Raw genomic sequence first — 20,309 nt, 5'->3', positions numbered from 1 at the left:
GATTACGTATTTTGGAAGGATTGGATTAAATAATGAGTAATTTAAAGAAAGCTTTTCTAGTTAAATATGGTGAAATTGCAATTAAAGGTAAAAATAGGTATATATTTGAAAATATACTTGCAGATCATATCCGTAGAGCGATTAAACCATGTGGGGATTTCAAAGTTAGTAAAGAGCAAGGAAGAATTTTTATTGAACCATTTTCTGATTATGATTACGATGAAGTAGTTGAAAGATTATCAAGGATATTTGGTCTTGTTGGAATTTGTCCAGTAATTGTTCTTGAGGATATGGATTTTGAAGCAGTAAAAGAAGCAGCACTAATGTACATGAAAGATGAATATGAAGACTTGAATTTTACTTTTAAAGTTGAATCAAGAAGAGCTGATAAGAGATACCCTCTTAATTCAATGGAAATAGCTTGTGAAGTCGGAGCATATTTACTTGACCATATACCTGAATTGAAAGTTGATGTAAAAAAACCAGACGTAAAAGTATGGGTTGAAATAAGAAGTAGAGCATATATTTATTCTAAGATTATTAAAGGTTTAGGTGGTATGCCAGTTGGTTCTAATGGTAAAGCTATGCTTATGTTATCAGGAGGGATTGATTCACCTGTAGCAGGTTATCTAGTAGCTAAAAGAGGAGTTAAATTAGATGCAGTATATTATCATAGTCATCCATATACTAGTGAACGTGCTAAGCAGAAAGTAATTGATTTAGCCAAGATTGTTTCAAGATATTCAGGTAGGATTAATCTTAATGTTGTACCGTTTACAGATATTCAACTATATATCTATGAGCAATGTCCTCATGAACAATTAACAATAATTATGCGTAGAATAATGATGATAATAGCTGAAAGATTAGCAGAAAAACATGGAGCACTAGCATTGGTTACTGGTGAAAGTATAGGGCAAGTAGCGTCACAAACAATTCAAAGTCTTAATGCTACTAATTCTGTTTGTAATATGCCAGTATTCAGACCTCTCATAGGTTTTGATAAGCAAGAAATAGTTGAGATAAGTGAAAAGATTGATACTTATGAAACTTCAATTTTGCCATATGAAGATTGTTGTACTATATTTGTTGCTAAACATCCAGTAACAAAACCTTCATTAAAATCGATTATAAGATCTGAAAGAAGATTAGAAAAAATCGATGAAATGATTGAAGAAGCAATTAATAACGTAGAACTTGTTAAAATTAAGCCAGATGAGGAAGAGTAAGGATAGTTATAAATTATAGATAGGATTATAACAAAAATCCACTGACAAGTGGATTTTTATAATATGGTTTAATCCATATTAGTATTTCATAAACATGAAATTGATAATTATTCAACGATGAATTCTTCTAAAGTGCCAGCAACTTCATTGAATGCATCATCATCATGTACTGTTAATTCAATTGGTTTACTTAAATCTAAACTAAAGATACCCATGATTGATTTTGCATCAATAACGTAGCGACCAGAAACTAAATCAAAATCAGAATCAAATTTACTGATTGCATTTACAAAATTTTTAACTTTATCGATTGAATTTAATGTTACTTTAACTGTTTTCATGTAATTGACCCCCTTAAAAGTGTTTTTTTAATAATTGAATACATCAATATACTAACCTTTTATAAGGAATAAGTCAATAACTAAAATTACCAAAAAAAGTAAACTATATTAGGTGCTTTTTGTTAAACTACTGAAATAATATACAAAAAAATAAATTATTATTGTGAGGTATTAATATGAAAAAAGTTGCTTTCCATACTTTAGGTTGTAAAGTTAATCAGTATGAGACTGAAGCTATGGAAGAATTGTTTGAAGAATCCGGATATCAAATAGTAGATTTTAGAGATATTGCTGATATATATGTTGTTAATACATGTACTGTCACTAATGTTGCTGATAAAAAATCAAGACAAATGTTATCAAAGGCAAAACATAATAACGAAGAAGCTATTATTGTGGCAGTAGGATGCTATGCTCAGATAGCAAAAGACAAGTTGATAAAAGATAACAATATAGATTTAGTGATCGGTAGTAATAATAAAAATAAAATAGTTGATTTAGTAGAAGAATATATCCATGAGGGCAATAAAATAAATGTAGTCGAGGATATTGGAAAAACAACTGAATACGAGGATATTTTGATTACAAAGGTTAATGATAAAACAAGAGCCTATATTAAGATACAAGATGGCTGTAATCAATTTTGTTCATATTGTATTATTCCATATACAAGAGGAAGAATAAGAAGCAGAGAGATGCGCAGTGTTATAAAAGAAGTTAATACTTTAGCAAGTAATGGATATCATGAAATCGTCTTAACAGGTATACACATTGCTTCATATGGAAAAGACTTAACTAACACATCATTAATTGAACTTTTGATGAGGTTGAATGAGATAGACGGAATATTAAGGATTAGACTAGGTTCATTAGAACCTAATTTGATTACAGAGGAATTTATTGCCCAACTATCAAAATTAAATAAAATATGTCCACATTTCCATTTATCACTCCAAAGTGGCTGTGATGCTACCTTAAAAAGAATGAATAGGAAATATACTACTGAGATTTATAATAACAAAGTAGAGATTATAAGAAAAGCTTATGAAAACCCTTCAATAACAACTGATATTATAGTTGGTTTTCCAGGGGAGACAGATGAGGAATTTAATGCTACATTAGATTTTATTAGAAAGATAAGGTTTAGTGGAATACATGTTTTTAAATACTCTATGAGAGAAGGTACTCCAGCTGCTGCTAGAGATGACCAAATAGACCCTAGAGTAAAAGCTGAGAGAAGTCATAGTTTGACTAATGTTCAAAGTAAAATAAGAGAAGAGTTTTTAAATAGCTTTATTAATAAAGAGGTTGATGTACTGTTTGAAGAAGAATCCATAATAGATGGGAAAAAGTGTTACTATGGATTTACTGATAATTATATAAAAGTAAAAGTTTTCAGTGACAGTAATATTAGAAATTTACAGTTATCAACAATGATTATAAAAATCCAAAATGATATTCTAGTTGGAAGCATATAATAAATTAACATTAAAATAATATTACAAGGCAAATTTTAATTGTATTTTACTTACATATATATTAATATATAGTAAAAGGAATATAAAACCAAAAGGCTAGATTATAGAAGAATTGTTTAAGTGAGGATGTGATATGGGTGAAAAACATTAATAGTACTCAATTTTTTAAGAAATTCGAAAAAGAACCAGAAGATGCAAAAGAAATTTTAGTAAGTGTATATGAAGCCCTTACAGAGAAAGGATATAACCCTATTTATCAAATTGTTGGTTACATTTTATCTGGTGATCCTACTTATATCACTAGCCATAAAAATGCTAGAAGTTTAATAAGTAAAGTTGAAAGAGATGAATTATTAGAAGAATTAGTAAAAAATTATATAGACAATAACTGTAAGTAGTCGTATAATATAAAAGTTAAATTAAATAGTTAGGTATACTATTCAATGATGAAAAGTGTGCAGATGCACACTTTTATTATCCTACAGAGAAAATTATTCAATAGAAAACAAAAGTTGGATGTGATAAAATGCGTATTTTAGGTTTGGACTATGGGAGTAAAACATTAGGTGTAGCAGTTAGTGACCCATTCGGTTGGACTGCTCAAGGTATAGAAACTATAAATAGAAAAGATGAAAATAATCTGAAATCAACAATTGCAAGATTAGGTGATATTATAAATGAGTATAATATAGAAAAGATAGTATTAGGACTCCCTAAAAATATGAATAATACATCTGGAGAGAGAGTAGATAGAACCTTATATTTTAAAGATAGATTGATGCGGGAATTTTCAATTCCAGTAGAAACTTGGGATGAAAGATTAAGCACAATAGGAGCTAAAAGATCACTTTTGGAAGCTGATTTAAGTAGAAAAAAACAGAGTAAAGTCATAGATAAAATGGCAGCTGTTTTTATTTTACAAGGATATCTTGACAATTTACAACGAAACTAATAAAATACTTTTTGTGAATTGATCTTAATGTTATTAATAAACAATGAATTAAAATAAGTTAACATATATATTATAAACTAATTAAAAATTGGTAATAATTTGAAAGGTGGATTTTTTAGTGGAAACAATTGTATTTACGTTTGAAGAGACTGGTGAAGATGTGGAATTTGCAATTTTAAGTTCTTTAGAATATGACGAAGAGACATATTTATTGGCTGTTGAAAAAGAAGAGTTAGAACTTGATGATATGACAGCTTATGTATTAAAAGCAATTAGCCTAGATGGCGAAGATGTAATTTATGAAATAGTTGACGATGACGATGAGCTTCTACCAGTTAGTGAAAAACTAATGGAACTAGTAGAAGATATTGATATAGATATGTAAGAGCCAAATTTGACAAAAGGTTAGTAGAGATTTATAATTGAGTTATCTATATTTTACATTAATAGTGATTTTAAACTAATAAATAACTACAATTATACTATTGAAAGATATGCTTAATGAATAGTTATATAAAATTAAAGTATATTAAAAAGTTGGGGGAATATATGTGTCTGTTAGCAGTGAAGATTTTAAAAGAATATTAAAAGAAAAAGGATTTAAACTTACTACTCAGAGAAGAATGGTACTTGATGTACTTCAAAATAATGAAGGGGATCATTTAACAGCTGAGGAGATTTATGAGATAGTAAGGGAGAAATGCCCTGAAATCGGACTAGCTACGGTATATAGGACTATACAACTCTTGCATGAGTTAAAATTAATAGATAAATTAAACTTAGACGATGGATTTATAAGGTATGAAATTGGCAAGTTTAATGATGATAATCACCATCACCATCACCATCATTTAATCTGTGAAAGTTGTGGCAAAGTAATTGAAGTAGAAGACGATTTAATGGAATCTATTGAAGAAGGCTTTGAAGCAAAATATGACTTTAAAGTTACTGACCACAAAGTAAAATTTTATGGTATTTGTAAAAACTGTAAATAGTTATCAATGTACGGGATTAAAATTATTAGAGATATATTTATAATGCAAAAATATATCTTTGGGCGTTAAGGTTTAACTTAAAGGATAATATTTGAATAGGCAGTACATAGTGATATCTTCGTATTATTAGAAAATCTAGTAAGAAAATAAGAAGTTTTAGACTATGCAAAAATTGTAATATTTTAAGTTGAACATAGAAGATAATTTCTTCAATAACTGATTGGGTGATGCAGAAATTATCTTACTAATTTAGGAGGTGTCAGTTTGACAAAAAAACAATCAAAACTTAAAATTATACCTTTAGGCGGACTTGAGCAAATAGGTATGAATATTACTGCTTTTGAATATAACGATGAAATTATCGTTGTTGATTGCGGTATAGCGTTTCCAGAAGATGAAATGTTAGGGATAGATTTAGTAATCCCAGATGTAACATACCTAAAGGATAACATAGAGAAGGTAAAGGGTATTGTCCTAACTCATGGACATGAAGATCATATTGGAGCATTACCTTATGTTCTTCGTGATGTTAATGTGCCTGTTTATGGTACAAGACTTACTATTGGGTTAGTAGAAAATAAATTAAAGGAGCATAATATGTTAAGAAGCGTTAAAAGAAAATGTATTATGCCTGGGCAATTTATTACATTAGGTTCTTTTAGGGTTGAGTTTATCAGAACTAATCATAGTATAGCGGATGCGGTAGCACTAGCTATAACTACACCTGTTGGTGTTGTAATACATTCAGGGGATTTTAAGATTGACTATACACCTATTAGAGGAGAAGCTATCAATCTTCAAAGATTTGCTGAGTTAGGTAGAAAAGGTGTACTTTTGTTTATGGCAGATAGTACCAATGTTGAAAGAAAAGGGTACACTATGTCTGAAAGAACTGTAGGAGAATCATTAGATGATATATTCCTAGATTCTGATCAAAAGAGAATAATAGTAGCTACATTTGCTTCTAATGTTGATAGAGTACAGCAAATCATCTGGACAGCTGAAAAATTCAATAGAAAAGTTGTTGTTGAAGGAAGAAGTATGATTAATGTAGTTAAGACAGCTATTGAATTAGGATATTTAAAAGTTCCAGATAAAATGATGATTGGTGTAGAGGATATTAATAAGTATAAAGATGGACAATTGGTAATAATTACTACTGGAAGTCAAGGAGAAGCTATGGCTGCATTATCTAGAATGGCTTCATCCGTACACAGAAAGATAGAGATTAAGCCAGGAGATAAAATTATATTTAGTTCTAAGCCAATTCCAGGAAATGAGAAAACAGTTTCAAAAGTAATAAATGATTTATATAGAAAAGGTGCAGAAGTAATCTGCGAAGATACCCATGTTTCAGGACATGCGTTACAAGAAGAGTTAAAATTACTTCATACATTGGTTAAACCAAGATATTTTATCCCTGTACATGGTGAATATAGACATCTAGTTAAACATGCTGAATTAGCTGAGAGCATTGGTATGAAAAAAGATAATATTTTTATACTTTCTAGTGGAGACGTCCTAGAAATTAACAAAGCGGGCGGAAAGGTAACTGGTAAAGTACCTGCAGAACAAATTCTAGTTGATGGTCTAGGAGTTGGAGATGTTGGAAATATAGTTTTAAGAGATAGACAGAAACTTTCACAAGATGGATTATTAATAGTTGTTGTTACTTTACAAAAACAAACTGGACAAGTATTATGTGGTCCTGATATAATATCAAGAGGATTTGTTTATGTTAGAGAATCAGAAGATTTGATGCTAGAAGCTAGAAAAGTGGTAAAAGAAGCATTAGATCAATGTAATAAAAAGAGAATAACTGATTGGTCTAAGATAAAAGGTGTAGTTAGAGATGCGCTAAGAGACTATTTGTGGACACAAACGAAAAGAAGTCCTATGATTTTACCTATTATAATGGAAGTTTAGGTTGTAAGAAAATAGATTAAATTAATATTTTTATTTGATATTGAGAGGATGCTAATTCGTGGATTATATAAAAGAAACAAAAATATTTGTTGAAAAAATAAAACATTTAGAAGAATATACTGATTATCAAAATTGCAAGAATGTAATAGAAACTAATCCACAGTTGTTAGAAAAAGTTAGTGAATACAAAAAGAAGTCTTTTAATATCCATATAGAATATGGTGATGGTTCTTTTGAATGTTATGAAAATATGTTAAAACTTAACAAGGAATATGATGAAATTATTGAACAACCAGAAGTTAAAGAATTTCTTGAAGCTGAAAATACATTAGCAAGAGTAATTGAAGAGGTATTTGACCTCATAGCAAAAGAAATTGATTTAGGTATTTCATTCATTGAATAAATCCGTTGATACTACACTATACAGGTAATAATACTAGAGACTTAATACGGATTGAGTTAACCAGAAAGGTGACAAAATATGAAAAAGAAAAAAGGTTTATTAATAGGGTTACATGCTTTGTCAAAAGTTGTAATATTGATTGTAGCTGTATTGATTATATTTTTTGCAGGTAAAAAAGTATATGATTACTCTTATAAATTAATGGCTAAAACTCCAGCAAAAGATATAGTTGTTAAAACAGTGGACATAAAAGTACCAAAAGGTACTTTATCAAAAGAAATTGCAAAGATATTGCATGATAATGGATTAATAAAAAATACTTATTATTTTTTATTATATTCTAAGCTTTCTGGTAAAGAGAATAAATTTCAATATGGCGACTATACACTGAATACAGGAATGACTGATGAAGAAATTGCTAATATATTAACAACTCAAGGAGCTAAGAAGGAAACAATAAAGTTTACTATACCAGAAGGTTATACAGTTGTACAAATAGCCAAAAAATTGGCTAAGGAAAATATATGTAAAGAATCCGAATTCTTGGATGCTGTGACTAACGTATGTTATGATTATAAGTTTATTGATGAAGTACCAGATAGAAACTTAAAATTACAAGGCTATCTATTCCCATCTACTTATGAGATATATACTGATGCGACTGCTAAAGATATTGTTAGCATAATGTTAAAACAATTTGATAAAATTTTTAAAGATAAATATTATGAAAGAGCAAAAGTATTAGGTTATGAGATAGATGAAATAATAACTATTGCATCTATTATTGAAAGAGAAGTAAGAGTTGATTCTGAAAGAGAATTAGTTTCTGGTGTTATATATAATAGATTAAAGAAACCTATGAAACTACAGATGTGTTCAACTGTCATGTATGCTCTTGACAAGCCTAGAGAAAGATTGTTATATTCAGATTTGGAGATTGAATCACCATATAATACTTATATGAATCCTGGTCTACCTATTGGACCTATTTCTAATCCAGGTCAGCGTTCAATAGAAGCAGCTCTTTATCCAACTGAGAGTAATTATCTCTATTTCTCTCTCAAGAATGCAGAGACTGGAGAACATGAATTTAATAAATCTTTAGATGCTCATAACAAAGTTAAAGGTAAATTACAAAAAGAATTTTAATTATACTATACAATAAAAAAGGGCTGTCTCATAATACATTTTACTTTAATATACTAGTAAGATAGACTCTGTTTGATGGTAAGTTAGGTCACAAAAGACATAGCTGGGACCCTTTTAAACAGAATGTATAAAAGTAGATGTATTTTGAGACAGTCCTTTAAATTAAGTTTATAAGGAGTTAAACAATGAGTGAAATCACTTATAAATATATAAGAGACTACCTAATGGCCATAGAACCAGATGATGACATTATTATTCGTACTATTAGGAAAGATGCTCTCAATAATAATGTTCCTATAATTAAATCTGAAGTCAAGAACTTGTTAAAATGGATATTAGCTACCAGAAAACCAAGCAAAGTATTGGAAATTGGTACTGCGGTAGCTTATTCTTCAATAATTATGAGTGACTTTATTGATATAGATGGTTGTATAACTACTATTGAGAGGTCAGAAGACATGATTAAGAAAGCCAAAGAAAATATAAGAAAAGCCGGTAAAGAAGACATTATAACATTATTAGAAGGGGATGCCAGTGATATCCTATCTGCTATTGATAATTCTTTTGATGTTATATTTATGGATGCCGCAAAAGGTCAATATTTAACTTTTTTACCAGAATGTCTTAGATTGCTGAAAAAAGGCGGTATCCTTATATGTGATAATGTTCTTCAAAATGGTACAGTAGCAAAATCAAGATTTAGTGTTCCAAGAAGGCAAAGAACAATACATGGTCGTATGAGAGAATTTTTATGGGAATTGAATCATAATAAAAACTTGCAAACATCAATACTTCCTATTGCTGATGGAGTAACACTTAGTTATAAAAAGTAGTAATGAATTAATTATAGCTTTGAGAGGAGAGGCAAACATTGAATAAACCTGAATTACTAATACCTGCAGGAAGCTTAGAAAATCTAGAAGTAGCTGTTCTGTATGGTGCTGATGCAGTATATATAGGAGGACAATATTTTGGGTTAAGAGCAAAAGCAAAAAATTTTTCTATGGAACAAATGAAAGAAGGCATTGAGTTTGCTCACAAACATAATGTTAAAGTTTATGTAACTGCTAATATAATTGCTCATAACGATGATATTGATAAAGTTTATGAGTATTTTGAGGAAATAAAAGAAATAAAGCCAGATGCATTGATTATTGCTGATCCTGGTATTTTGACTATTGCCCAGGAAATGTTACCAGACATGGAGATACATCTTAGTACACAAGCTAATAATACTAATTATAAAAGTGTTAATTTTTGGCATAAACTTGGTGTTAAGAGGGTAGTAGTTGCTCGTGAGCTATCTTTTAAAGAAATAAATCAGATTAAGGAAAATAGTCCTGACACTCTAGACATAGAAGCTTTTATTCATGGAGCTATGTGTATATCTTATTCAGGAAGATGCCTATTAAGTAACTATATGGTTGGTCGAGATGCTAATAAAGGCGAATGTACACATCCTTGCAGATGGCAATATCATCTAGTTGAGGAAACTCGTCCTAACGAATACATGCCTGTTTACGAAAATGAAAGAGGTACTTATGTATATAATTCAAAAGATTTATGTATGCTAGAATATGTTCCTGAGCTTATTAATGCTGGTGTTAATAGTTTCAAAATAGAAGGCAGGATGAAAACACAATTGTATGTCGCAACTGTTACAAGGACATATAGAAAAGCAATCGATGATTTTTTTGAAGATGAATCCAAATACATGAATAATATTCCTCATTACTTGGATGAGATTAAGAAGTGCACTCATAGAAAATTCACAACAGGTTTTTATTTAGAACGACCTGATGAAAATGAACAGATATATAATAGTAATACTTATATAAGAAGTTATACTTTTATAGGTAAGGTAATAGATTATAACTCTACTGAACAGATAATTACTATACAACAGAGAAATAAGTTCTGTGTTGGAGATCAAGTAGAATTTATGGCTACAGATGGTGAGAATTATATAACTACAATAAAAGAAATGTGGGATGAAGAAGGGAACTTAGTTAAAAGCGCTCCTCATCCTAAACAAGTTATAAGGTTTAAAATCCATAAAGAATTTCCGAAAAACACAATAATTAGATTAAAAAGTAAAGAATTTTAATTGGAAAGGCACTTTCTAAGTATTTTTTTCATAAACTGTTATGAATACATATTTAGGGGTGCTTTTGTTTGCTATTCAATTTTTTAACATTCATTTTACCAGGGTTCTACTTTACAACATCTCAATCATTTCCTAAACCTTTATCAAGTGATGAAGAAAGGGAATATTTAATTAAGTGTAAAGATGGAGATATGCAAGCGAGAAATGTTTTAATTGAGAGGAATTTACGCTTAGTTGCTCATATAGTTAAAAAATATAATACTACAGACAGAGATATGGATGATCTAATATCTATCGGAACAATAGGTTTAATAAAAGCAATTACAACCTTTAATATAGATAAAGGTACAAGGCTGGCGACTTATGCTGCTAGGTGTATAGAAAATACTATCCACACCAAAAGACGCATCAAGATTATTGTATGGATAGCCCTTATTATTTAGTTTTTTTTACCAAAAAAGTTGACCTCTATTTTGTCTCCATCCCAGTATATACTTGATACTACGTTATGTAGCAGTTTTTTCTTTTCCTCAGTATCAGCAGAATTTATTGATTCAACAAAATCAGTAGCTGATTCATTAAGCAGAGATATATTTATTAATTCATTATTTAATTTGGCAAGTGATAATTCTGTATTAAGCTCATTTTGAAGTTTGATATTTTCTTTGTCTAGTTCTTCAATCTCTTTAATTATGTATTTAGAAGCTGAACTATTTTCATTATCAGCTAATTGCTTAACTAAATGATTAATAGATTTTTGATTGTTATTAATCTGTATCTTAACTTTTTCACGTTCCTTTTCTAATTCTTTCTTAAGTGAGTTAATATTATTTTTATTATCCTCAACATCACTTAATAGACCATCAGGAGCATTAAAAAACTCTTTGATACGTTTTACAACGAATCTATCACCATAAGGACCATTCAGGTTATTATTATCACAACGCTTACTTCTAGAAGTATCTTTTAATGTACATACATAATAATAATTTTTGGTACCATCTTTTCTAATATGCCCATGTTTTACACGCATAGGTTGACCACACTTACTACAGCGAATTAGGCCAGATAAAAGACCAACGGATGATGTACCCTGTCTTGGTGCCTTATCTCTGTTTTTAAACAGCATATTTTGTGTTAAAACCCATTTTTCACCCTTAATGATACCTTTATGCTTACCAAGAGCTACAATCCATTCACTTGGGTCACGTAGCTTATTACTTCTATTCTTTTTCTCTATTGTTTTGTTATATACCATAACACCATATTTTCCATTGAACTTTTCTTTATTAGAAAATATCTGACAACCTATACTATATAAATAATTATAGGTATCTTCATCTCCTATAGCATAAACAGGATTAATTAATATAGTCCTTATTGTATTTTTATTAAAATCTTTATTTTTCTTAGTTTTAATATGGTTCTGTAAGCAGTAGGTTTCTACTTGAGCAAGACTTTTAAATTCTAAGTATTTATTATATAGTAATTTAACAAGATTCAACTCTTCTTTTATAGGGGATAGCTTATACATTGTACGTTCTTTCATATCTCTATCAATATATTCAATTGATTCAGAGTAATAACCAGTTGGAGTAATACCACCAAGCCATCTTCCAGTTTCAGCCAGTGATAGCATATTATCTTTTATTCTCTCCGCTGCTGTTTCTCTTTCTAACTGAGCAAATACACTTGATATGTAGATCATAGCACGCCCCATTGGAGTAGTAGTATCAAACTGTTCTTTTATAGAAACAAATGATACATCGTATTTATTAAGCATTTCAAGGGTATCTGAGAAATCAGCAACAGAACGACTTATTCTATCCAAGCGATAACATATCAAGACATCAAATTTATAAGATTTAACATCTTTTATCATCTTTTGAAAAGCAGGTCTATTGATATTACCACCTGAAAAACCTTCGTCATGATATATTAAGCTATCATCAACAGTATATCCTTTTGAGATAGCATACTCTTTACATAGTTGAATTTGATTTTGTATAGATTCACCTTTACCAGTAAATTTAGATTTCCTTACGTATATTCCGGCTATCATCTTTGTACACCTCCACTATTTAAATATAACATATATAGCATTATATTATCTAGTTTTTTTTTAGGATAATAACTTATAATATAGTTAAATAAAAGTAATTTTTGACATAAGAATAAATACATCAGGGGTGAATTAATTGAAATTACTAGTTAAAGAGTACCGATTAAGAAATGATCTATCCATAAGGGACCTAGAAAGGCTATCAAATGCTAATCGTTCATTGGTATCGGGAATATATGTAAATTAACTATATTCTCTAATATCAGACAACTAGTAATGCATACATTTTATAAAGTGAAATAAGGAGAGTTTGTATATGTCAAGAAAACCACCAAAAATTGAAGTGGTATGTAAGTTTCCAGAAGGAGAGGAAAAAGAAGGTATACAGCGTATAAATGACGCTTTATGTGAATTTTATGCAAATCAATTATTAAAAGTTGTAAAAGAGAATTATCCAGAACATCAATGGTATGATGCATTAGATTATTTACATGATAGGCTAGAAGAACAGTTTATTGAGCAAGGATTAATTACATAACAATAGGGGATCTATGAGCAGACAGATACTGAACAATACAGGATAATTGAACAAAAGATAAATTTGAAAGATCAACTTGACTTAGGAAAAATAACTCAAGCTCAGTATCTTAAGAAAATACAAGAGCTTGAATCTCAAGGTGGTTAGAGTATGAAAGATAATACCATGGTGTTACTAGAAAAAATGAAGAATGGTGAAGATGGCTCAAAGTATTTTCAGTATTGCGATCATACTCTCTATAACCTAAAGGAATCAGCAGAGGAAGCTAAATATCTCAAAATCAGCGAACAGTATAGAATTAAGATTAATAAGGCTGATAACATAAGAGATATAGTGGTAATAACAGATATCAATAAGCCGGTAGAGAAATAGGAAATAAGCATTATAAAGTTAATACATGGCTTCAAGATGCGACAGGTATAAAAGATGGTTCTATGTACAATAGCTATATGGACATAGATTAAAGATTGATTTAATTGTATGTAATATGGTTAACAAGTGAAAGTGATATTACAAGGATATTTAATGCTTATGGGTATTGGAGTGGAAAAAATTATACTGTTCAGGGAGAGTTATTACCAATTACAGATTCAGGAATTACAGGAAGAACTAAAATATATACGTCAAAAAAGAGAGATAGCAAAATATAAGCCACATTTAAGAGTTATTAAGAATTTAGAAAGTCATTATAGACGTAAGGATAAAATGTTACCTACATGCCCTAGGTGTAATGAGCTATTCTATATAGAGGAGCTAACCCATTGGGTATGTAAAGCATTAGCTGATAAGAGAATTAAGATGTTTAAAGAGAAAAATCAAGAGTAAAATTGTGTTTAGAGAAGCGCTAAAGAGAAATTTTGAATGACTGCTAGAGGGAATAATCCTCTAGCGATGTATATATTATTGTTTGATTGTATCCTTTTTAGCTTTTAACTTCTCTTTGTCTGAAAGTACTTTAAGGATGCTCAATAAAGCACCAAATCCACAGAAAATAGATAGTGATATGTTTGAAGACACTAAGTAGTAAATACAACCAATGAAGTTAGCTATACTAACTAGTATAAAAAATATTGTAATAACGTTCATTAAAATCACCTCCAATAAGATATTATATCACATTGTTTAGGTATATAAATATAGGCACAAAGGCTTGGTTTAATTCAGATTGGAGGGTATAAAATGTTAGACCCAATTAAGTTACATAAAGTGCGATTTAAGGCACTACAAAAGGCAAGGGAACATTGGGAATATTGAGATATGTGAATATATCTTGAGAGCTTTGTACAAGCAGGCTATAATGCCAGTATTTATTGAGGACGTTGGAAAAGGTAAGTTTTGCTAGGATAAAAATATAATATTAAAAAGTTAGATTATCATATTAATAACTGTATGGTGAAGCAGTGGGGTTTTTTGTTTAGGTAAGGAGTGAGTTAGATGAAAAATACCTAAAGGAAAGTCCTCTGAATGGAGTAAGTTATGATGGAGTGAAAACTTCAGCAATTAATAAGATGTATTCTGTAACAGAGGATTTAGTCCAGAGGAGATTGGATAAAGAAAACAGGATAAGAGTATACCAAGATATCATCATGCAGATTGATGCAGCATTAACTATACTTAGTGATATTGATAGACAGATTATTACTTATAGAGAGATTGAACAAAATACTTGGATGCAGGTAGAATATCATGTCAAACTTAGTGGAAGCCAATGTAATAGAGTTAGGAAAAGAGCATTAGCCAAGATGCAGGAATACATCTATAATGAGAGATATGATTTTGATACAAAATCTACTCAATTATCGTTAGGACTATGATTCGTGACCTTTTTATGATTAGATTGTGGGACATACTTAAGCTTTTATAGAGCTATATTATAATATATAGATGATATAATAGTATTGTGTTAAATTATTACTTACACTCCTTACTGTAATAATTAATATAAAAAAACAGTTAAAATATCATTAAATGATTTTATTGATATAAGTAAGTTTAATATTACATTTGCAGTGCAAGGAATGATGCCTATAAAGGATCAGAGTAAATTGACATTTTTTATAGAGTTAACAACTAGCGATTTTTCACCAGAACAAGTGGATATTTTAGATACATCTTATCTTTCACAACAACAATTAAAAGAAATTGAGGATTTAGATAAAATTCAAGATTTAGAGGGTTATGAAAGATTTGAGATTTTAGTTTATAAACTAAAATATAGTGGTATTTCAACAAAAGAAGTAATAGAAGATCCTGGTTCTGGAGGTCATGGTATTTCTACTTATATATATACTGTTCCTTATATTAAAAAGACTGAACCTGATACATCACATGGTATTAAAACTATTGTATCAGCTGCTTATAATCTTGTACTTGGCTCAAAAACCAAATATGCTGGAAAATTGCTGAAATTATTGGTTCCAATTTCTCTGTTTTGTAATAATTTTCAAGGAGGAGATTATGCGTTACAATTAGATAAAAAATGGTATATATATACTGTTTATGAGGGAGTTCCTGAATGGAATCCAGAAAAACAAGATTTATTAAAAACAATAAAGGTTAAACAGGAAATTCAAGATATTGTTGTATCAGTTGATATTAATCAGAGACCAATAAAATACTTATTATTCTCAACATTACTATGATACAGATTGGAAAATAAGTATGATAGATGCTGTTAATAGTGGACCCCTGTTCTTATAGATTTGACCCAAGAACAAAAATACGAGAATTAGTCTATTGTCCTAATTGTGGAGCTAAATTGCAGTAAAAGCTAATATTTTATTATTATAATTATATAACCTTTCTTTAAATGAAAAAGAATAAATAAAAGCATTTAGTTGATACTATGCTAAAACAAGCTTTAGGGCAGGTACAGACCTATTTTCATAATTGAGGGTAGGTTCTTTTTTTATTGCTTATTATTAAATGTTAATATTAATGGATATAATCTTATAGTCAATATCGATAATAAGTTATATAAAACTTCATATTGGCAAGAAACTGACATATATTTTTTGTATAAAAAGACATAGGACGAAAAATTATTTTATTGACAATATATATTCTAAAATGTAAAATACTGAGAGTAATAAGATTGGAAGGAGTAATTTAAATTTGAGAAAATATAAAATAGTTCATTAAATGACGGATTGCCACCTATTAGATATAAAGATAATCATCATATAGATAGTCTTCATCTACTTGTAATATATTAGCGATTTTACGTATATTATATTAAAGAAGGAATAAATTGATCATTCTCAAATCCTATTAAATAACTTCTACTTATTTTTGATTTTATTGAAAGGTCTTTTTGTGATAACCCTCTTACTACTCTGCTTTTTCTAATTCTATTGCCTATGGTGATTTGTGGTAAAGACTCTATAACTACCTTATTATAATTTAATATTTATTTACGTCTTTTGGTATGAATAGATAATGAATTGCTAATGATGCTTAGAAATGAAAAGAAACATGCAAAAGAAATATCACTTCAAGAACCTATAGGAATTGATAAAGAAGGAAATGAAATCAGTTTAATTGATGTTATTGAAACAAAATCAGATTCTATTGTAGACCAAGTTGATCTGAAGATGAAAATACGTCTATTATATAATAAAATGAAGTACGTATTAGGACAGAGAGAGAAAACAGTAATAGAGTTAAGATATGGGTTGAATAATGGGGCAGAAAAGACTCAAAGAGAGATTGCTAATATGTTGGGGATTTCTAGGTCTTATGTTTCTAGGATAGAGAAAAAAGCGTTAAGTAAGTTGAATAAGGAATTCGCTGGAAATGGAAATTGATTGTATTTTTATGATATGATTTCTACTTTGGGAGCTATTGCATTATTAAAGGAATTTTTAATGCAATAGCTCTTTGTTAATTGGTTATAAATGATACAATAACATTTTACCATTTACACAAAATTTGTATTGAAATAGAATAATCACAGGAACTCTAATTAATGTATCTAGCGTTGAACTTTAACAAGATTTGTATTGAAATAAATCAAAATGGCGGACGGCATAAAAGTTAAAGGATAGTTGAACCTTAACAAAAATTGCATTGACACATCTTAAAATGTCTAACTTGACAGCAAAGACTTTATAGGCTAAAGCCACATTTTTTTACTGACTTAAGAGTGGTAAATATAGAAAGAACCATATATAGTGATAATAACGATATTTACGGTTTGTTGCTCTACCTTAGAAACAGATAGAAGCAACAAACGTAACGAGAGTGTATTATCACTATATATGGTTTCAATATACAACCGTTGTCCATTATTAAACTTAATACTTACTTTAGCCTGTTCACAACATATCACTACCATGAATCTACCTCAATATAGGAATTTGCAGATAGATGCTAGTGCCTTCTCCTAAGTGGCTGTCAATATTAATTCCAAAATCATCACCATAGTTTAGCTTTAATCGGTTATGGATATTGATGATACCAACGCTACGTTGAGTCTCTTTGGTGATAGTACTGATTGTATTAGAAGATAATTTCTGTTGCAAACAGGTTAATTGTTCTGGTTCAATACCTTTTCCATTATCCTTCACTTCTAAAGATAGACATTGTATTGTTTCATCAACAGTAGCATCTATAGTAATGGTACCTTTGCCAATTATGTTTTCAAGTCCATGATATATGGCATTTTCTACTATAGGCTGTAGTACCATTTTGTTGATTTTTAGAGAGTAATGTTCTGCTTCAATATGTAGAATTAAGTTAAACTTGTCCATAAAACGTATATTCATGATTCTTAGGTAATCTTCTATACATTGAATTTCATCCAATATAGTAACTTGTTCTTGGCTCTTAATTGCATAGCGAAATATTTTAGCCATAGATGTTGAAATCTGCTGAATCTCAGAGATATTATGATATATTCCGATGCTTCTAATGCATTCCAAAGTATTATATAGGAAGTGAGGATTGATTTGACTTTGTAATGCAGATAACTCTGCTTCTTTTTTTTCAAGTTCTAGTGTATATAATTGATCTTGAGTAGTAAATATTTTCTTGGTCATAGTCTCTTGCCTAGACAACATATTATTAATATCATTAACAATAATTCCTAATTCATTATTTGATGTAACTTTTAGCCTTGCTTTATAATGACCATCACCAATATGTTTTAATTGAGAGGTTATTTTGGATATGGGCCATGCAATATTAAACATCATTCTTATACCAAAAAACAGTATCAGTATGGTGAAAGCTACTGTTATAATGATACCATTATGTACGATTGGAAGCATATCGCTAGTTATATCTGACTTGGAAATTAGAAATTGAAGATACCAATTATTAATGGAAGGTAATTCAACAAACTTTATATGGTAGTCATTATAATCATATTTTATAGGTTCTGTATTGTTGAAACTACTTAATAAATTGACATGAGAATCTAAGTTGGTTATTTTAACACCTCGTAAATCATTGTTGGTGGATGCAATAATCTTATCAGTGCCATCAGCTAGAAAAATCAATGATTGTGGGGATATTGGTAATGCATTAATAGTCGAATGAATAAGACTAGTAGAGAAAATAAGTATACTCTTGCCGATAGGTTTTTTATTGTATTGAAACTTATTATATATAGGATTGATATATGCTAAGTAATAATCTTTGGTTTTTGAGTCATAGTAGGCATTTGTATAAAAAGGTCTCTTGTAATCTGTATTGTACAAGTCATAATCATTAATCATTTGGTTGAAGATAACTACAAGTTCAGTTGAATTATTGGATATAATGCGATTTTTGTAATCAATGACTTGAATAGTTCGGATATAGTTGTTTAGCCAAATGTTAGCGTCTATACTTGGATAGAGCTTTGTAGACATCTCATATCTAACAATTGGGTCATCTTCTATAATAAATTCTTGAAGATTATTATCTGCGGATATCATGCCAGAAATAGTACGTATATCCTTATCAAGGTCAATAATCTGATTCTCCACTTGTTGAATCATACTAGAGAAGTACTGGTCAGCTTTCATAGTGCTCAAATCTTTGAAATTAATATAATAAAACATCTGTATGAATATCATCGCGAGGGTTGCAATGATGATAAACATAGATACTTGAGTTCTTAGTTTGAATTTTGATAATGATTTCAACGAGAGTTCTCCTTTCTATATTTCAATGGAGTAGAGTTATATTTTTTCTTGAATAGTGTGTTGAAGTAATAGGGTTTATAACCTGTCTGTTCTGCTATTTCATAAACAGTCAAGTTAGTATTGGAGAGTAGAGAGCAGGCTTTTTTTAATCTTAATTCAGTGACATACTCATTAAAGGTCATAGAAAGTGTTTTCTTAAATAAATCGCATATGTAGGTGTTGTTAAGACAGAATTTATCAGCCATACATTGTAAATTCATGTCATCTGAGGAAAAATGACTGTTAATATATTCTATCATTGCATTAAAATGTTCATTAGCTTGCTGATTGCAGTAGTGATTAGTGGATTGACTAATCTGAGATGAATAATATTTTAATTTCTGTTTACGGTCAATATCAGTATGTACTTTTTGTAGTAGAGGAATTGTATCTTCCACATCTATAGGTTTTAGAATATAATTAAGAACATTGTATTCAATGGCCTTTTGGGCATAAGAGAAATCGGCAAATCCACTCACAATTATGAAATCACAAGGTATTTCCAATTTTCGTAGTGATTTTATTAATTCAATACCATTCATACCTGGCATACGAATATCTGTTATAATCAAATCTGGTGGAGTCTTTTTTGCTAGTTCAAAAATTTCTAAAGGATTAGTAGAGTGCTTAGCGATATAAAATCCTAATTTCTCCCAATCAAAACTGCTTATTAGGCCTCGTAAAGCCCAAGGTTCGTCATCTAATAAATAGACAGAATACATATAAATACCCCCTAAAATAAGTGTTTTTAAAAATAGTATATTGATAGTATAAAAATATATTGTCTGACTTAGATTATATTAGCTTTTAAAATCTTTGTAAAGAATTTGTTTTTATATACATTCCGAAAAAAGTGAATTTTTATCCGAAAAAAGTGAATTTTTATCCGAAAAAAGTGAATTTAAATATTTGATACTCTACATTATAATTAAATTAAAGATTTATATAAATTAAAGCAT

General features: G+C 29.4%; 24 protein-coding genes. 18 read left to right on the top strand and 6 right to left on the bottom strand.

The genetic code is table 11. The features are described from left to right. Window positions 1-32: 32 nt before the first annotated feature. Entirely contained in the window at window positions 33-1,229 is a 1,197-nt protein-coding gene (thiI, locus tag N4A55_RS07590) for a tRNA uracil 4-sulfurtransferase ThiI (RefSeq protein WP_293754996.1), read from the top strand. 107 nt (window positions 1,230-1,336) lie between these two features. On the opposite strand, the gene N4A55_RS07585 is transcribed toward thiI, so the two are convergent. Next, window positions 1,337-1,570, bottom strand: coding sequence for an HPr family phosphocarrier protein (locus N4A55_RS07585; RefSeq protein WP_293754995.1), 234 nt, complete (start codon window positions 1,568-1,570; stop codon window positions 1,337-1,339). A gap of 176 nt (window positions 1,571-1,746) precedes the next feature. Between N4A55_RS07585 and mtaB the strand changes: the two genes are divergently transcribed. The 11 genes from mtaB (at window position 1,747) to N4A55_RS07530 (ending at window position 11,023) form a co-directional block, all read left to right on the top strand. Next, the gene (gene mtaB / locus N4A55_RS07580) at window positions 1,747-3,048 is read left to right on the top strand and encodes a tRNA (N(6)-L-threonylcarbamoyladenosine(37)-C(2))-methylthiotransferase MtaB (protein WP_293754994.1); all 1,302 of its coding nucleotides are present in this window, start codon (window positions 1,747-1,749) and stop codon (window positions 3,046-3,048) included. Between the two features lie 137 nt (window positions 3,049-3,185). Beyond that, a complete protein-coding gene (locus N4A55_RS07575) occupies window positions 3,186-3,446 on the top strand; it encodes an IreB family regulatory phosphoprotein (RefSeq protein WP_293754993.1) in 261 nt (86 codons plus the stop codon). Window positions 3,447-3,574: 128 nt separating this feature from the next. Then, window positions 3,575-4,000 carry a Holliday junction resolvase RuvX gene (gene ruvX / locus N4A55_RS07570; RefSeq protein WP_293754992.1) on the top strand — a complete coding sequence of 142 codons (426 nt, stop codon included), beginning with the start codon at window positions 3,575-3,577 and terminating at the stop codon, window positions 3,998-4,000. Window positions 4,001-4,118: 118 nt separating this feature from the next. Further along, window positions 4,119-4,385 carry a DUF1292 domain-containing protein gene (locus N4A55_RS07565; RefSeq protein ID WP_293754991.1) on the top strand — a complete coding sequence of 89 codons (267 nt, stop codon included), beginning with the start codon at window positions 4,119-4,121 and terminating at the stop codon, window positions 4,383-4,385. Window positions 4,386-4,551: 166 nt separating this feature from the next. Next, window positions 4,552-4,995, top strand: coding sequence for a Fur family transcriptional regulator (locus tag N4A55_RS07560; RefSeq protein WP_293754990.1), 444 nt, complete (start codon window positions 4,552-4,554; stop codon window positions 4,993-4,995). Between the two features lie 264 nt (window positions 4,996-5,259). Next, window positions 5,260-6,921 carry a ribonuclease J gene (locus tag N4A55_RS07555; RefSeq protein WP_293754989.1) on the top strand — a complete coding sequence of 554 codons (1,662 nt, stop codon included), beginning with the start codon at window positions 5,260-5,262 and terminating at the stop codon, window positions 6,919-6,921. 58 nt (window positions 6,922-6,979) lie between these two features. Next, window positions 6,980-7,324 carry a YlbF family regulator gene (locus tag N4A55_RS07550; RefSeq protein WP_293754988.1) on the top strand — a complete coding sequence of 115 codons (345 nt, stop codon included), beginning with the start codon at window positions 6,980-6,982 and terminating at the stop codon, window positions 7,322-7,324. A 78-nt stretch (window positions 7,325-7,402) separates the two neighbouring features. Further along, on the top strand, window positions 7,403-8,473 hold the full coding sequence (gene mltG / locus N4A55_RS07545) for an endolytic transglycosylase MltG (RefSeq protein ID WP_293754987.1): 1,071 nt from the start codon (window positions 7,403-7,405) through the stop codon (window positions 8,471-8,473). Window positions 8,474-8,658: 185 nt separating this feature from the next. After that, window positions 8,659-9,306, top strand: coding sequence for an O-methyltransferase (locus N4A55_RS07540; protein WP_293754986.1), 648 nt, complete (start codon window positions 8,659-8,661; stop codon window positions 9,304-9,306). A 38-nt stretch (window positions 9,307-9,344) separates the two neighbouring features. Then, window positions 9,345-10,580, top strand: a complete 1,236-nt coding sequence (locus tag N4A55_RS07535; RefSeq protein WP_293754985.1) for a peptidase U32 family protein — start codon at window positions 9,345-9,347, stop codon at window positions 10,578-10,580. Window positions 10,581-10,672: 92 nt separating this feature from the next. After that, the gene (locus tag N4A55_RS07530; RefSeq protein ID WP_334303779.1) at window positions 10,673-11,023 is read left to right on the top strand and encodes a sigma-70 family RNA polymerase sigma factor; all 351 of its coding nucleotides are present in this window, start codon (window positions 10,673-10,675) and stop codon (window positions 11,021-11,023) included. Here N4A55_RS07530 and N4A55_RS07525 read toward each other — a convergent pair. Then, entirely contained in the window at window positions 11,020-12,642 is a 1,623-nt protein-coding gene (locus N4A55_RS07525) for a recombinase family protein (RefSeq protein WP_293754983.1), read from the bottom strand. The genes N4A55_RS07530 and N4A55_RS07525 overlap by 4 nt on opposite strands. A gap of 316 nt (window positions 12,643-12,958) precedes the next feature. Between N4A55_RS07525 and N4A55_RS07520 the strand changes: the two genes are divergently transcribed. From N4A55_RS07520 to N4A55_RS07510, 3 genes are all read left to right on the top strand, one after another. Beyond that, window positions 12,959-13,180: a hypothetical protein gene (locus N4A55_RS07520; RefSeq protein ID WP_293754982.1), complete on the top strand. Its 222-nt coding sequence runs from the start codon at window positions 12,959-12,961 to the stop codon at window positions 13,178-13,180. Window positions 13,181-13,330: 150 nt separating this feature from the next. Beyond that, window positions 13,331-13,552 carry a hypothetical protein gene (locus tag N4A55_RS07515; RefSeq protein ID WP_293754981.1) on the top strand — a complete coding sequence of 74 codons (222 nt, stop codon included), beginning with the start codon at window positions 13,331-13,333 and terminating at the stop codon, window positions 13,550-13,552. Between the two features lie 159 nt (window positions 13,553-13,711). Continuing rightward, window positions 13,712-14,005 carry a hypothetical protein gene (locus N4A55_RS07510; RefSeq protein WP_293754980.1) on the top strand — a complete coding sequence of 98 codons (294 nt, stop codon included), beginning with the start codon at window positions 13,712-13,714 and terminating at the stop codon, window positions 14,003-14,005. Window positions 14,006-14,080: 75 nt separating this feature from the next. Here N4A55_RS07510 and N4A55_RS07505 read toward each other — a convergent pair whose 3' ends face one another. Further along, the gene (locus N4A55_RS07505; RefSeq protein ID WP_293754979.1) at window positions 14,081-14,266 is read right to left on the bottom strand and encodes a hypothetical protein; all 186 of its coding nucleotides are present in this window, start codon (window positions 14,264-14,266) and stop codon (window positions 14,081-14,083) included. Between the two features lie 398 nt (window positions 14,267-14,664). Between N4A55_RS07505 and N4A55_RS07500 the strand changes: the two genes are divergently transcribed. Continuing rightward, a complete protein-coding gene (locus N4A55_RS07500; RefSeq protein WP_293754978.1) occupies window positions 14,665-14,994 on the top strand; it encodes a hypothetical protein in 330 nt (109 codons plus the stop codon). Between the two features lie 204 nt (window positions 14,995-15,198). After that, the gene (locus tag N4A55_RS07495) at window positions 15,199-15,822 is read left to right on the top strand and encodes a hypothetical protein (protein ID WP_293754977.1); all 624 of its coding nucleotides are present in this window, start codon (window positions 15,199-15,201) and stop codon (window positions 15,820-15,822) included. A gap of 587 nt (window positions 15,823-16,409) precedes the next feature. Here N4A55_RS07495 and N4A55_RS17035 read toward each other — a convergent pair. Beyond that, on the bottom strand, window positions 16,410-16,529 hold the full coding sequence (locus tag N4A55_RS17035; RefSeq protein WP_443083826.1) for a helix-turn-helix domain-containing protein: 120 nt from the start codon (window positions 16,527-16,529) through the stop codon (window positions 16,410-16,412). A gap of 100 nt (window positions 16,530-16,629) precedes the next feature. Here N4A55_RS17035 and N4A55_RS07490 point away from each other — a divergent pair, with 100 nt between their 5' ends. Next, a complete protein-coding gene (locus N4A55_RS07490; protein WP_293754976.1) occupies window positions 16,630-16,986 on the top strand; it encodes a sigma-70 family RNA polymerase sigma factor in 357 nt (118 codons plus the stop codon). Window positions 16,987-17,520: 534 nt separating this feature from the next. Here N4A55_RS07490 and N4A55_RS07485 read toward each other — a convergent pair. Next, on the bottom strand, window positions 17,521-19,311 hold the full coding sequence (locus tag N4A55_RS07485) for a sensor histidine kinase (protein WP_293754975.1): 1,791 nt from the start codon (window positions 19,309-19,311) through the stop codon (window positions 17,521-17,523). Next, on the bottom strand, window positions 19,308-20,072 hold the full coding sequence (locus tag N4A55_RS07480) for a response regulator transcription factor (RefSeq protein WP_293754974.1): 765 nt from the start codon (window positions 20,070-20,072) through the stop codon (window positions 19,308-19,310). The genes N4A55_RS07485 and N4A55_RS07480 overlap by 4 nt, the downstream gene beginning before the upstream one ends. Window positions 20,073-20,309 lie beyond the last annotated feature (237 nt).

This window comes from Vallitalea sp., assembly GCF_025211055.1.
Taxonomy (GTDB): Bacteria; Bacillota; Clostridia; order Lachnospirales; family Vallitaleaceae; genus Vallitalea.
Note: the sequence above shows the minus strand (reverse complement) of the source record. Positions and strands in the feature narration are given on the sequence as shown.